We start from the raw sequence: 15,396 nt of genomic DNA on the forward strand, positions 1-15,396 counted from the left end.
TGCGGTGCTTTCTTAATGTGATTATTAATCAATTAAGGAACATAACGATGCTAACACTTACAAATATTAATAAAAAATACGCAGATGGTACCCAAGCATTAAGTGATATATCTATTACTTTACCAACCGGTATGGTGGGATTACTTGGGCCAAATGGGGCGGGTAAATCAAGCTTAATGCGCACGCTTGCGTGTTTGCAAAGCGTTGATACTGGTCAGGTGAACTTTGACGGTTTAGATGTGTTGCAACACCCTGATGAGATGCGCAAGCAGCTTGGCTATTTACCGCAACAGTTTGGTGTTTATCCAAATATGAGTTGTATTGCTTTGCTAGAGCATATCGCAATTTTAAAGGGCCTTGATAGAAAAGACCGACAGCAGCAAATAAGTGAGCTCTTGGCGCTATTAAATTTATCTCAGTTTGCAAACAAAAAGGTGAGCCACTTTTCTGGTGGGATGAAACAACGCTTTGGTATTGCTCAAGCGTTGCTAGGCTCCCCTAAACTGATTATTCTAGATGAGCCAACAGCAGGACTAGATCCTGCAGAGCGTGAAAGTCTCAACAATTTACTCGTAACTATTAGTAAGCAGCGCTTGGTGTTGTTATCTACCCATATTGTTGAAGACATAGAAAATCAGTGTCATTTTGTCGCGATGATCAATCAAGGTCGGTTAATTCAAAGTGGTGAAGTGGCAGCACTCATTAAGCCATTGCATGGTTGTGTATGGCTACTGGAGAGCCTTCCTAATGTGTTACCGCAGGAGAGCTTTGTATTAAGCCAAAGTTATCGATACGGCAAGCCTTCATTTCGAGTTTATGCCACAACGGCTCCCGCTGAGCGTGCAAGACCTGGCGAAGTGACACTGCAAGATAGTTATTTTTATGAGTTGAAATTGCGAGGTAGTAACACATGCTACTGATCAACGAACTACGTTATGTACTTCGCCAGCCTTTGCTTTGGCTTTGCTTTTTAACTGCCCCTTTATTTGCGTTTACATTGTCATCAGGTTTAGCCGTCGAAGGCAGCGACGCTATAAATCAATTTAAATTACATCTAGTTGCACTGCAAATGATACAACTAGCTTTACTTACAGGTGCGCTTGCACCGACACTTTTTTTACGTGATCAAATACACAATATGCAAGAGCTGGTGGCTGTGACACCTATCACGTTTAAACAAAACGCATTGCTACGTGTGGGGACGTTGGTGTTGTGTGTGTTTGTGATTGTGCTTATCAGTATGCTAGTAATGATGGTTATGCAAGTACACAGCAAAGGGTTTGACTGGCAAATCATTAATCAACTGGCTGTTAATAGTCTTTTTGTGCTGCTTCCTAATAGTTGTTTGCTTGGTGTAATTGCATTTTGGCTTTGTCAAAAATTCAGCAGCGCTCTGGTGAACTATGTTGTATTTGCAGTTTTATGGATTGGCTACTTACTGCTTGCAAGTGTCACGGGTAATCCCATATTGGCGGGAAGTAGTATTATCAGTGAAACTAGTTATCAACTGTTTATATGGTTAGATCCTTTCGCATACACTGCAATTATAGGTAGCTTTGTTGAGCCTCAGGGCTGGGTTATAGCCATTAATCGGGCGCTGATACTGTTACTCACAACCGTTATCTACTTTAGTACGGTGGCTGCGAGTAATGTGTTTAACTCGTTCAGTAAGCGGGTAAAAAATGCAGTGAGCAATCTACAACCCGTTATAGTAGCAAGTGCTTCGTACCAACCTGAGGCTGCAAAAAACCATGAACTGCCGATATTTATCGCATGCTATAAAGTAGCGCTTTTCAATGTTTTAAAACATCCAATAACACTGTTAATTTTATTAGTTTGGCCCGCCATGGTTTTCAATAGCGTGGCCTCTTCTGCTGATTATGCTGAGCCGCTAAGTGTAATCAGCGCAACCAGCATCGATGCAATTAGTCACTATGCTTTTGATATGCAAATACTGTGTGGATGCTTATTGATGGTGCTTTGGAGCTGGCAAGTCAGCTGTTATGCAAGGCGTTTTAATATGGCGGAGTTAATCGCTGTAACGTCGATCAAAACGGCCACTATTTTATATAGTCAATTACTGATATTGACTACCTTGGTTATTATTTTTTCAGCTATGAGCTTTGTTGGTGCTTCTTTGTCACAATGGTTTATTCATAGCCAATATGACGCGTATGATCATGTATATGTTCTGTGTTTAACGGCACTGCCCCTGATGCTAATTGGCTGGGTAACGGTGTGTGTATTTAATATTTGTCGCTCAACACTGGTTGCAGGAGGCGTTATTTTTGTGATGCTGTTGCTAAAATTTACACCAGTTATGACTTATTTAGGATTCACACACACATTTTGGAGCCTAGCTTGGACGCCATTGCAGCCACCGAGTGAATTTTGGGATTATCGGGCCAGTATTAGCAGTTATTGGCCTTATATACAGGTGTGGTTGTTTGCCTGTGTAAGTTTTATATTGCTAACGTGTGTATTTAGTCACCGTGGTACGGGACTTGATAGGCGTGCGGTTGTACGAAAAGATGCATGGCTAATAATGCCTGTGTTGCTCTGTGTTGGTTTATTTGTGCAATTACACCTACGTTTAGTTGATGAAAAGCCCCTTACCAATTCACATAAACGTGAGGCCTTTAAAGCGGATTATGAAAAAACCTTTGCAGGCTGGCAGCATAAGTTGCAACCTCAGGTTAGTCATATTGATGCAAAAATTGATTTTTACCCGCATCAACAGTTAGCAAAGTTTGATCTGGCTTACACCTTAAAAAACTCTCATCCAATGGCCATTAAGCAAATTTTAGTCGGCAGAGCTGGGTTTTATAAGTGGGCGAAGGTGAAGATTGCAGGTGCGACACAAATTGCTTTTTATCCTGACTTAAATCAGGCTGTGTATGAGTTTGACGTTGCAATAAAACCACATGAAACACGACAATTAACAACACAATTTGAAGTGCATCAAGCGAAATTGTGGCCTGCTGGTGGACATCAAATAATTACGCCTGAGTTTAGTTATATTCGAGCAGTTCCGGTGCTGCCAACCATTGGCTATCAAATCAACTATGAGTTAACAGATACAAGCTTACGAGCTCAATATGGTTTGCATCAAAAGCCTCGTCCTTTAGCTTCAGCGTTAGTTACTAAAGGGCAAAATAGACCAGCGCACTATGAGCGTATAACGATGTCGAGCACAGTATCAACGGCAGCGGGGTATCAAGTTGTGACACAGGGCAAGCAAATTACGCATCAACGTGAACAGGGTCGTGAAATATTTAAGTTTAAAACAGTGTCTGCAATTAATAACTTACCAGCTTGGCTGTCAGTGCCTTTTATTGCTGAAACTAAAAAACATGATGGTGTTACTTTACAAGTATTCGTAAAAAACCAAGATGTGCTTGAACGTGCAGATGCAACCGCCGTTAATTTACAAGCGATGAGCGACACACTTGATTGGTTTAAAAATAATATTGTTGCGTATAAAGCCAAGCAATTAAGCTTAATTGCAGCTCCCCCATTTGGTGGCACTGGGTATGCTTTACCACAAATTATATTAATTGAGGATAAAGTTGGGTTTAGGGCTCGTCCAAGCGTTGGTACTGGCTTTGATCAGCGTTATCGCCGTGCAGTGCATGAAACCGCGCATCAGTGGTTTGGCCATGATATAGGTAATAGTGTGCCTGCAGATAGTGCCTTTTTAATGGAATCGATGGCTAAATATATCGAATTAGTCGTGTTAGAAAAACGCTACGGTAAAACCGCTATGAACGCATTAGTTGATTATGAAACAAAGCGTTATGAGCAGGCATCGCGCATGGATATTACCGCTAAAATGGCGTTGATTGATTCAACAAAAAATTATGATCAATACTCAAAAGCCACCATCGTGTTTGCAAAACTAAGGGCTAAAGTAGGCGATGAAGCGATAACTAGTGCACTTAAGTCAGTATGGCAAGAGTATGCTTATCCAAATCGGCCTGCGACAGCAATGGATTTTATTCGGGCATTGAAACAACAGGTTGAGGAGCAGCATATTGCATTTATCAATACGCTGTTTTTAGACGTTTAAGTGAACTAAACTCCACAATTTATAAACCGTGGCTTGATTTTTATGCTTTGTTTAGTAGCTGGTAAAATGTGCGTAGTTTAAATAGTCTTGATTATTAAACAACCCGCTTTGTAGTTTAATATTACTTAAAGCCGCGTATAATGCGCGGCTTATTTTTAGTGTCTGTATGGTGTTTTTTGAAGTCGATATTCAAACAGTATGGTGTGGTATTTATCTTGTTAAGCTTATTAACGGGCTTAATAGGCGCATTTGTTAATCCACTAATGAGTTTGTTTATTGTTGAAGGCTTACAAAGCCCACCTATATATTTGGGTGTGTACACTACAGGTGTCACTTTGATGGGCATTCTCTTTAGCCAATGGTTAGGTGGATTGGCCGATAAGGGCGTGAGTGCTAAAAAGATGTTTATGATTGCGGTCTCTGGCATGGGGATGGCGTTAATCATATTCGCTAACGCAACGTCTTTTTGGCAGGTATTTGCTGCCGGAGTACTCTTGCTTTCAATGGGCAATGCCGCGATACCGCAAGTTATGACTATTGCTCGCCAGTGGGCGGATGAGCAAGATCATATTGATATCACCCAGTTTAATACTCGCCTTAGAGCGGCTATTTCATTTGCATGGGTCGCAGGCCCGCCGCTTGGCTATTTACTTGCATCAGGAGTTGCCTTTAGTCGCTCATTTTATACCGCAGCTACGTTTGCGTTGTTGGCATTAATTTTTGCAATGAAGTTTTTGCCCAGTGTTAATGCTAACGACAGAGCTAAGAAAGCTGAGCCAAATCAGCCGATCAATCAATCGTTTTGGGCTTTAGGTGCTGCTATAACCTTTGGCTCAATTGGCAATATTATGTACGCCAGTGCCTTACCGCTTTATACAATTAATGAACTGGGCTTTGCCAATAATATGCCTGGAATATTTATGGGCATGGTGGCATTAATCGAGATCCCTGTGATGTTGTATAGCGCAAAGCTCAGTAAACGCATCACTAAAACAGGCTTGTTAGGTTTTGCTTTTAGTTGCGCTATTTTGTTCTATATTGGCGTATTTTTTTCCGATCAAGTATGGCAATTCTTTGTACTGCAAGGTGTAAATGCTATTTTTTATGGGATCTTTGCGGGTATCGGCTTGACTATTTTGCAAGAGCAACTGCCATCACGAATTGGTTTTACCTCTGCTTTTTATGGCAATGCCATTAAAGTAGGGGTCATGCTTGGCACTGCCAGTACCGGTTTAATTGCGCAGTGGTTTAGTTTTCGTTTTGCCACGCTAGGCTCGCTTATTGCGGCAAGCATTGCTATGACTTTTTTAATAATATTTAGTTATTTAAAGCGCCAAGAGAGCGAGTCGCAAGAGCCGATTTTTGCTCAAAACGTGATTTAAAAAAGCCGCAGTGTATTAACCACCACGGCTTTGGGTATTGATCCAGGGAGATGGGGGTTAGAATTCGTAGCTTACGCTTAAGCGTGTTGTACGAGGCATAATGTAACGGCCATTGGGCGCGTCAGCATTACGTGGGTCGCCTTCGGTAATACCTTGCTCGTTGGTTAAGTTATCAATTGCTAATTGCAGTTTGATCCCTTCCATTGGCTCAAGGATAAAACCTAAGTCAACTTTTTCGTAGCCATCAAGTGTCACGGTGTTTTCATTATTACCAAAGCGGTCATCTACTGCTGACAAAGTACCATAGAGTGTGGCGTACATGCCGTCTACTTCAAAGTCATAGCTTGGTGTTACACGTACTTGCCATTTAGGCTGGCGCTGTGCTTCATTGCCTTTATTTTCTGGACTTTCAGTGATTTCGGTTTGTTGTAATGTGGTATTTAAATTAACAGAAAAGCCAGATTCATGATTAAAGTTGTAATCAAGTTCAACACCATACGCTTCGTTGGTTAAAATTTCAGCTGGCACACCCGGGCGACTTACAAAGGTATCGCCTTTGACTTCGTTGGTAAATAAAGTGGCAAAAAAGTCAGTGCTTTGAGTGATCAGTTTATAGCCAAGTTCAGCTTGAGTGACTTCTTTAATTAGTTTTTCACCCCCTTGGTATGCGCCAAAATTATCTCTAAAGTCATCAAAATATGGCATTTTATAACCACGGTTAACGCGAGCAAATACGCCCATGTCATCATTAATTGAATAGTTTAAACCGGTTGTCCATGAGGTTTTACTTTCATCGTAATCAACAGCTTTAGTGATAATACCGTCAAGGTCTTCATCAACACTGTACTGCACATCATGGTTTTCTTTACGTACACCTAAATCAAGTGTAAATGCATCTGCAAATTTATATTGGCCTGTAAAGTAAAGGGCATTGGTGCGTGCATCGCCTGTTGAGCTGATATCGTAATTAAAACCACACCCATCAGTGTTTTGGTTACATTCAATACCATTTAATAATTCACCACCGGCTTCCAGCACATGATACGCCGTATTACCTAAGCTCCACCAATCGCTCGCAGATGTGCTTGCTGTGTAATAACCAAAAGTGGCTGATACGTCACCAAATTGTTTTGAAAAAGCTAAGTCGTTAGTAAACGAGCTTATTTCTTTTAATACTACCCAGCGACCCAGCTGCTGAATCGCGGTGTCACTAGCGTATTCGGTGTCAGTCACCGCACCAAATGCAGTTTGGCCATTGTCGGCCACTTCACCAACCGTCGTTGCTGAGCCATTGGGTACTAGACCAAATGTATTAGCATCGCCTTTGGTAATGTTAAAACGATCAATAAATTGCCAGCCATTATCAAATTCAAGTTTAATACTACCGCCGGATACATGGCCATCCCATCCTCGGCCATCACCTAGGTCAATGTCGTGTGCTTGCGCATTTGGGCCGGTAAAAATCGTCGCTTGACGGTTAAGTGTGCCAAGTTGGGTATATTCAGCATCAATGCCATTAACATTGAGCGGTGTTGGTAAGTACCATGCGCCATGATCGTCTGTTTGACGGGTATAAAAGTTAAGCTCGCCATTGTCTAACTCTTTAGTTATGTTAATTGTAAATTGGCTGCCTTTTTCAGAAGTAAAGCCTGCATCACGGATACCTAGAGAGCTTTTTACATAGCCGCCTACCATAAAATATAAGTCGTCGCTGATTTCGCCACTTAAAACAGCATCAACACGTTGCAAATCGTAATCAGAGGTGGTGTATTTAAATAAGCCTTGAGTATCTTCGCTGCCACGCTTTAATCTAAAGTTGGTTGTTAAGCCCGGTTGGCCGTTAGAAACCACTGGGTTTGGACCACCACGTAATGCTTCCATGGTTTCAATGGTTTCGTCGATTCTAAATAATGATGAGTTTTCTAAAAACGATAATGTTGGTGCTGGGTAAATAGGAGAACCTTCAAGGCTTAGGGTTAAAAATGGCGCATCACCACCACCAGGAAAGCCGCGCACAAATACATTAGCGCCAGATTCACCACCCGAGCTTTCTACCCACACACCGGGAACTGCTTTAAATAAGTCCGCAGTACTTTTTGGTGATAGTTTAATTATTTGCTCAGCATCAATATTTGTCACAGCATAGCTGGCATCAATTTTACGAACGCCCATACCTGCAGGTGTGCCAGAAACCACAATGCGTTCAACTTTTTTATCTGTGGTTGTTTGCGCGCTTGTTGCTGGTTGATCTGCAAGCACGGTTTGACTGGATAGCGCTAAAATAATAGCGCAAGCAAGTTTGCTTGGTGTGTGTGTTGTTGTCATGTTGGTATTCCCATTTTTTGTTCGTTATTTAAAAAACTATAAATAACAAAGCACTAACTAATTTAATGAAATGTTAATGCTGTGTTCTTTTAAACCTTAGAACTTTATGCAAACGTTTGCAATTATTTTTTTAACTTTCTGTATTATTTTTATACACGGTTATGTTTATGACTAAATTTAGGCCTTGGCGCAGCCTAATTTTAATAATGATGGTATATTGCAACTTCACGATTTAAGGAAGGCTTCGTACTTAGCAATGAATAACAAACAACTAAAGTTAGCGGATCTAGCCAAGCTTGCTGGAGTATCAACCTCGACTGTTTCTCGTGCGTTAAATGATAACCCATTGATAAAAAAAGAAACTAGAGATAAATTAAAGCAGTTAGCAAAGCAACATAACTTCAGTTTAAATACGGCTGCGAGCCGCCTTCGCTCACAAAAAACCAATGTTGTAGCAGTGATCATAAATTTCGACAGTGGCACTGAGCAATCAATTAACGACCCTTTTTTGCTTAAGGTAGTCGGAGAGATAAACCTCGCATTGAATAAACAAGGGCTAGAACTTCTACTCTCAAACTCATTTATGGCCGGTGATGACTGGGCTAATTACTTTATCAATAGCCGTCGGGCTGATGGCATTATTGTGGTTGGGCAAGGCAAAGATCCGGCAAACATTGAAGCCGCCGCTAATGCAGGCGTGCCTTTAGTTGTTTGGGGTGACCCAAAAACTCCCAGTAATTATCCCATTGTAGGCAGTGATAACTTTGTTGGGGGTCGTCTTGCGACTGAACACTTATTAGCAGGTGGCGCTAAAAATATTGTATTTTTGGGAGATCCAGGACATGCTGAAATTGGCGAACGTTACCGTGGCTATTTAGCGGCTCTAAATACGGCTAACGCTATAGCACACGTAGTGTCTATCGATATTACTAGTAGCGCAGCATACCATGGGATCAACCAATTACTAGTCGCGAAAGGTTTATGTTTCGACGGCATTATGGCGTGCAGCGATATGGTGGCACTAGGCGCTATGAAAGCGTTAAAAGAGCGCTATATCAGTATTCCTAACGATGTTGCGTTAGTTGGTTTTGATGATATTGCCATGGCAGATGTGAGTCACCCATCACTTTCGAGCATTAAACAAAACACTCAGCGAGCCTCAGTATTACTGGTTGAAAAATTATTAGCGCAGTTACAAGGTCAGTCAGCTGAATCACAAGTTGTTGAAATAGAATTAATTAATCGTCAATCTAGCAAAGGATAATCTGTAGGGTGAGTTAACTCAATTTTGAAATTTAAAATGCAAACGTTTGCATTTTATTTTGCGCTACACTATGCTAAAAGAAATCAACATCAGGTTAACGTGCATGAACCCAATAAGAATAACCATAGCGTTGGCGTGTAGCTATTTCGTGTTCGCTATTTTACTCAATAGTGTTGGCACCGTAATTTTACAAGCCATCAATAGTTTTGACATAACAAAAACGCAAGCTTCTGTTTTAGAAGGCTATAAAGACCTTACCATAGCAATAGTTTCTTTTATTGTTGCATCATTTATTCCACGACTTGGCTATAAACTGGCCATGCTTGTAGCGTTGGGGTTGGTTGCCTTAATGTGCTTGTTAATGCCCTCAATTGCACAGTTTTATGCGTTCAAAGTATTGTTTGCTGTGATCGGTTGCAGTTTTGCGATTATGAAAGTATCCGTTTACTCGGTTATTGGCCAAGTCACTGATAACGCCAATCAGCACTCAGCATTGCTTAACACCATTGAAGGTATTTTTATGCTTGGGGTGTTATCTGGCTATTGGGTGTTCTCATGGTTTATTGATAGTAGTAATGCGCAAAATACAGCATGGTTGAACGTGTATTATTTGCTGGCTTTGTTAGCGGGTATGGCTTTTATTACAGTGCTTATAGCGCCAATAAAAGTTCCGCAAAAAGCAACATTACGTACCAGTCAATTAGCTGCTTTTATTGACATGCTAACACTCACTTATAAACCTCTAGTGGTTATATTTATTATCAGTGCATTTTTGTATGTGTTGATTGAGCAAGGGGTAGGGACTTGGTTACCTACTTTTAATAATCAAGTACTTAAGCTGCCAGTTGATATTAGTATTCAACTGGCCAGTGTGTTTGCCGCAGCACTGGCGCTAGGTAGACTAGTGGCGGGGCAGATATTACGCGTTATTGGCTGGTATAGTTTGTTGTTAAGTTGCTTGGTTGCTATGGCCGTGCTGGTGCTACTAGTTTTACCGCTGACTCATGAAATTGATGGCAGCCAAGTAACGAGTGTATTTGATGTGCCTTTTGCAGCATACATGCTGCCGCTCATTGGCTTTTTTATGGCTCCTCTTTACCCATTACTTAACTCTGTGATGCTCAGTGCGTTAGCCGCTCACCAGCAGGCAGCTATGACCGGACTTATCGTGGTTTTTTCAGCATTAGGCGGCACCACTGGTTCAGTAATTACCGGCTTCATCTTTGATAAATTTAGTGGCCAACATGCCTTTTATCTTACCTTGATCCCAATTAGCTTGTTGTTGATCAGTGTAACTTTATTTAAAAAAATGACAGTAAACTTAGGCGCAGTGCCAGAAAAAGGAACGATATGAACTTTGTAAATAGCCAATTATTTTTAGATGTGCAACTGGCGGCTATATTTAGTGACAGTAAAACTTTTGCTGATGCGATTGCTAATGATAGTTGGCAGTTAGCATGCGACCTTTACTTACGCGTTAAACCACTTACTACACCACAGTTAACAGAATTTGTAGCACAGCATTTTACGTTTGAATCAACGGAGCTCCCAACTCAGCAAAGCAACAGCGATAGTGTGCAAAGCTATATTGCCAATTTATGGCCGTATTTGCATCGCAATGCAGACACAGCTAAAGCCAGCTCTTTATTACCACTTAAACACAGCTACATAGTACCGGGTGGGCGCTTTCAAGAAATATATTATTGGGATAGTTATTTTACTGCGTTAGGTTTGCAAGATATTGGCGATATAGACAGTATCGAAGCCATGCTTGCTAATTTTATTGATCTGCAAAATCGTAATGGTTGTATTCCCAATGGCAACCGCAGTTACTATAGTTCTCGCTCGCAGCCTCCTATTCTAGCGCTGATAGTTGATTTAATTTGGCAAGCAAAATACTGTAAAAATAGTGACTTTGCATGGTTAACTGATTGCGTTGTTGCCCTTGAGCAAGAATATACATTTTGGATGCAGGGGGCAGAGCTACTGAGTGAGCAAATATCAAGCCATAAGCGTGTAGTAAAAATGGCAAATGGTGCATTACTTAACCGTTACTGGGATGATCAAGCAACACCACGGCCAGAATCACTGCGTGAAGATTTGCATGATGCCTCATTACTTCCTGAACAGCAAAGAGCTAATTACTATAGAAATATTAGAGCTGCGTGCGAGTCTGGTTGGGATTTTAGTAGTCGCTGGCTGGGTAATAATAAGCTTACCAGTATTCAAACCACGGATATTATTCCTGTGGACCTCAATAGTTTACTTTATTACCTTGAAAAACAGCTGGGTCATTACTTTGCGGTATTAAACAATACAAATAAGCAACAGTATTTTGAGCAACAAGCAGCTCAAAGACGTGCGGCAATTAATCAGTATTTATTCAGTACTGATATGGGGTTTTTTGTTGATTTTAATTATCAAAGCCAGCAACAATCTACAGTGCTGTCGCTTGCCGCCACCGTCCCATTGTTTGTCAATTGTGCTAGCGAAGAGCAGGCGGTGTTGGTTAAAAATAAGCTTATGAGTGACTTTTTAAAACCAGGCGGATTAGTAACAACCCTCAATGAGACTTCCCAGCAATGGGATAGCCCTAATGGCTGGGCACCACTGCAGTGGTTTGCTGTACACGGATTTCACCAGTATGGCTTTGTTGCAGATGCAAACACCATCATGAGCAATTGGTTACAGATGATAGAAAACAGTTTTAAAACCGACCACTGTCTACTCGAAAAATACAATGTTTATGAGCCTGAAAATAGAGCTGGAGGTGGCGAGTACAAAGTGCAGCAAGGCTTTGGTTGGACCAATGGAGTGACTTCTCGATTTTATCATTTAATAAAATAACGTAATAGCCAAGGATTGGCTTTAAAATTGTTTAGTCGTTATGCATCAGACATCTAAATTTTCATTCTTTTGATAAATCAGATGCAATATAGATGCAATATAACCCCCATCTCTGTTATTAGCATTGAAGATAGGTGTCATTATAAGTTTGTTCCTTATACTGAACATGGAATAGCGGTTTAAAGGAGAGAGTAATCGTCTGCTAATACACTCCTACAAAACAGCTAAGAGTGATTGTTATCAGCCAATTAAGCAAAGATATTTAGCGATGTTGCTGCTCTCTTTTTAGCGTGAAATAAAAGCTTTTCATGAGTATATACATGGTTACGGCCAGCTATATTCATACTTTTAAATAGTATAAAAGCATGATATAGCTAAGGTTTTAAAAATTACAGGGGATATTGTCAATAATCGCTTGTGATGCTACCTGGCCAAATAATGCTTGTGTTATTGCATCTCCTGGTAAGGTATCGCTAAACGTTAATAAATCGGCTGACTTCCCTGTTATGGTTTCATACAACACCAATGAGGAAAGCAACTTACCTAACATTGTTGCATGATTCCCGTCAGCCTGATGAATGGTTAACTCAGGCGATATTTCGAAGGCTTGATTCCATGCTAACCCTACAGGGGCCACACAACTATGTTGCTCTTTAGCAATATCTACATGAATACCGTGTACGTAAATTGCATCTTGTGGCTTTCCTGCCAGTGGATGTTCAGGAAAAAGAATTGGCGTGGCACCTATCGCTTTTGCTCGTTGTATCCAAGTTACAGTGGCATCGATAGGATAAAATTCCGACTGGCTTTGAGAGTATTTTTGCCCTTGTAAAATAACATGGGTCCATTGTTTATTTTGTATTGTTTCAATAATGCTTTCGTTATTAACGATCGTGTCGAGAAATGCTCCATTGCGAGTGTCAATATTTACCGTTTTATTGGCGTCACCATGAGAAAATATTTCTGTTAGTAAAGATTCAATACCGGCTACATGGCTATTACCAATAATTAGAATATTATAATTACTTAATTCTCTGTTATTGGGGATTGGTAAATTATCCGTTGATTTTATTGGCTCACTAGTGCCATTTCCAGCAGGGATGGCTGCTTCTGATGTGGGAGTCGACCCCCCACACGCACACAGCATAAGTATTGCAGAATAAATAATTAGGTTTTTTCTCATCATTCCCTCGATAGTTAATAGTTATTTTTTTAGTGTGGAATTTGGCTTGATGTATCCTATTTTTTTGCCACTTTATTTAAATTTATTATAAAACTCGTCAGTTATGGTTGTCATTTTGCAATTCAATGTGGTGTTTTTTCGCTTCATTATAAACAATGCATAAACTTGTACTCATCAAATCAACAGCAAAGATAAAATTATATCGCTGTTAAAATCATTTGATACGGTGTTCCAATTACCTGCAGTGCCTTTAGAAATAGTTTAAAACAATGCGTTAAAGTCTAAATCTTTTTGTTGAACATTTTCATCATTAGCAACACCGTAAAAACGATGGTGCACTGCATGTAGTCACATTCCATTTACATTACCACCAAGTTTGAAGCAAATAAAGTAAATATCTACTCCTTGGCTACCGACATTTAATAAACAGATACTGAAACGTCTTGTTTTAGGGCCGTTGGCATGTGGCTCTTACTTTCGCGTTAAACTACTCACAAGAGCGAAATTAACAGAATTAGTAACGTAGCATTTTTACATTCGTATCAACCAAGCTTCCAGCTAAGCAAAGGATCACCGAGGCCAGAATCATTGCGTGAAGATTTAAAGTATGCCTAATTACATCCTGAGCACCAACGAGCTAGTTACTATAGAAATATTAGAACCGCGTGTGATTATGGTTGAGATTTTAGTCGTCGCTGGCTTTGTAATAATAAGCTTATGAGTGACTTTTTAAAACTAGGAAGATTACTTCCCTCAATGAGACTTCCCTGCAATGGGATAGCCACAAATGCTCACTGGTGCTAGAAAGTACTTTTAATACTGACCACTGTCTACTCTAAAAAAGTACAGTTTTTATTGGGCTTTAAATAGGCTAGAGCTGGCGAGTACAAAGTGCAGCAAGGCTTTGGTTTATAACCTCACGATTTTATTATTTAATCAAACCATAAGTTAATAATAAAGTTTTGATTTAAATCATTTTTATAGCTAAAATGGATTAGTTAAAAGGTGCTTGATAGTCAAGCATCTAGACGTCTAAATTTTTTATTCTCTTTATAAATCAATAGATTTGAGTGAAATAGGTTGAACATTGGAGTTGTTTTAGGTATTGTAAACAAAATGTTTCAAGGACGAGATGCAATGATTCAACCAACCTCAGTATTTATCAAAACCGTTTTTAAAATGCCTGTCCGTTCGCAGTGTTATCCATACTTAATTAAAACGTTAGATGCATTTTTTAGTAAAGTAAAAATGGACGACAGTCTACCCCATAATGACAACCGCAATGAGTTTGATCTTTTCTTAATTGATAGCAGCGGCTGCAATTGGCAAAACTTAATACCAGCAGACTTATTAGCCTTAGCCAAAGTGAAACCTGTGATTGTGTTTAATGCGCATTCTGACGCTATTTGTGAAAAAAACTTGTTACTTAATAATTTTAAGGGAGTCTTTTATAACAATGACCTTCCTGAGGACGTATTTACCGGATTAATGCGGATCATTAATGATGAGCTCTGGTTCAGTCGCAAGATTATTTCTTCTACATTTAATGAAGTGCTCGCGATGGTAAGTCATTATGATCATCAACCTAGCAGTGATGCTGGTAGTGAACATCAAGTGTTAAAAAGCCTGACTAAACGAGAAAAATCAGTGGTTTATTTACTTGCGCAAGGTGCGAATAACCATAGTATCGCAGAGCGGTTAAATATCAGTGATCACACCGTAAAAACACACCTTTATAGCGCATTTAAAAAAACAAATTCACGAAATCGTATTGAGCTATCTAATTGGGCACAGCGATATATGGCGGTACGATTACCGTTGCATGACTAACAGATCAACCATAATATGCACCCAATTATAACCAGTAGGATGGAGCATCAGTAACTGCATATTTTGTGATATTGTTTCAGGTAAAGCACCTTGTGACCCTGTTTGGGAGGATGAAAGCATTTAGTATTTCTGACTATCTATCCAAATACAAAAGGAGCAACTGTGGTTATTCCTAAGCAGCACCTTAGTCGTTATGCTTTTGCGCAATCTGATGAAGTACTTGCAAAGCTGATTGTAGCCACTAAAAAGTTGCTCTTATTTTAGACTCTGCGCTAGAGGGAGGGGAGAACAGGTATGTTTTTGAAATTTATATTCTCACGATTGTGAAAGAGCCGACGACAGTGAGCTCGCTGCTTTTGCCAAACAGATCAGAGAGTACGCATAACCTTTGTTTATATAATACTCAATCGGTAATTGCAGCCCTAATACTCTTCATACATTACGTTGGTTTTTGATTGGTGCTATATCGGTGCTGGTACACAGATATAACACCTGT

Annotated in this window: 9 protein-coding genes; 7 read left to right on the plus strand and 2 right to left on the minus strand. The window is 40.1% G+C overall.

What is annotated here, in order from left to right; genetic code table 11:
- The first annotated feature begins 47 nt into the window (after positions 1-47).
- The 3 genes from H5162_RS01135 (at position 48) to H5162_RS01145 (ending at position 5,451) form a co-directional block, all read left to right on the plus strand.
- Complete coding sequence (locus tag H5162_RS01135) at positions 48-920, plus strand: ABC transporter ATP-binding protein (protein WP_182777404.1); 873 nt, start codon at positions 48-50, stop codon at positions 918-920.
- Positions 911-4,069, plus strand: a complete 3,159-nt coding sequence (locus H5162_RS01140) for a M1 family aminopeptidase (RefSeq protein ID WP_182777406.1) — start codon at positions 911-913, stop codon at positions 4,067-4,069. Before H5162_RS01135 ends, H5162_RS01140 begins: the two co-directional genes overlap by 10 nt.
- Before the next feature lie 176 nt (positions 4,070-4,245).
- Complete coding sequence (locus tag H5162_RS01145) at positions 4,246-5,451, plus strand: sugar efflux transporter (RefSeq protein ID WP_220493471.1); 1,206 nt, start codon at positions 4,246-4,248, stop codon at positions 5,449-5,451.
- A gap of 57 nt (positions 5,452-5,508) precedes the next feature.
- Here the strand turns inward: H5162_RS01145 and H5162_RS01150 are convergent, their stop codons facing one another.
- Positions 5,509-7,776, minus strand: a complete 2,268-nt coding sequence (locus tag H5162_RS01150; RefSeq protein ID WP_182777408.1) for a TonB-dependent receptor — start codon at positions 7,774-7,776, stop codon at positions 5,509-5,511.
- Positions 7,777-8,032: 256 nt separating this feature from the next.
- On the opposite strand from H5162_RS01150, the gene H5162_RS01155 reads away from it, so the two are divergent.
- The 3 genes from H5162_RS01155 to H5162_RS01165 all read left to right on the plus strand — a co-directional run bounded on the left by H5162_RS01155 (position 8,033) and on the right by H5162_RS01165 (position 11,887).
- Entirely contained in the window at positions 8,033-9,040 is a 1,008-nt protein-coding gene (locus H5162_RS01155; RefSeq protein WP_149981828.1) for a LacI family DNA-binding transcriptional regulator, read from the plus strand.
- 103 nt (positions 9,041-9,143) lie between these two features.
- Positions 9,144-10,394, plus strand: coding sequence for a sugar MFS transporter (locus H5162_RS01160; RefSeq protein WP_182730808.1), 1,251 nt, complete (start codon positions 9,144-9,146; stop codon positions 10,392-10,394).
- Positions 10,391-11,887, plus strand: a complete 1,497-nt coding sequence (locus tag H5162_RS01165; protein ID WP_182759403.1) for a trehalase family glycosidase — start codon at positions 10,391-10,393, stop codon at positions 11,885-11,887. Before H5162_RS01160 ends, H5162_RS01165 begins: the two co-directional genes overlap by 4 nt.
- A gap of 382 nt (positions 11,888-12,269) precedes the next feature.
- Here the strand turns inward: H5162_RS01165 and H5162_RS01170 are convergent, their stop codons facing one another.
- Positions 12,270-13,073: a hypothetical protein gene (locus H5162_RS01170; protein WP_182733945.1), complete on the minus strand. Its 804-nt coding sequence runs from the start codon at positions 13,071-13,073 to the stop codon at positions 12,270-12,272.
- 1,134 nt (positions 13,074-14,207) lie between these two features.
- Between H5162_RS01170 and H5162_RS01175 the strand changes: the two genes are divergently transcribed.
- On the plus strand, positions 14,208-14,900 hold the full coding sequence (locus H5162_RS01175) for a response regulator transcription factor (protein ID WP_145234532.1): 693 nt from the start codon (positions 14,208-14,210) through the stop codon (positions 14,898-14,900).
- Positions 14,901-15,396: the final 496 nt, after the last annotated feature.

This window comes from Pseudoalteromonas sp. SR41-8 (assembly GCF_014163915.1).
GTDB classification, from domain to species: Bacteria; Pseudomonadota; Gammaproteobacteria; order Enterobacterales; family Alteromonadaceae; genus Pseudoalteromonas; species Pseudoalteromonas rhizosphaerae.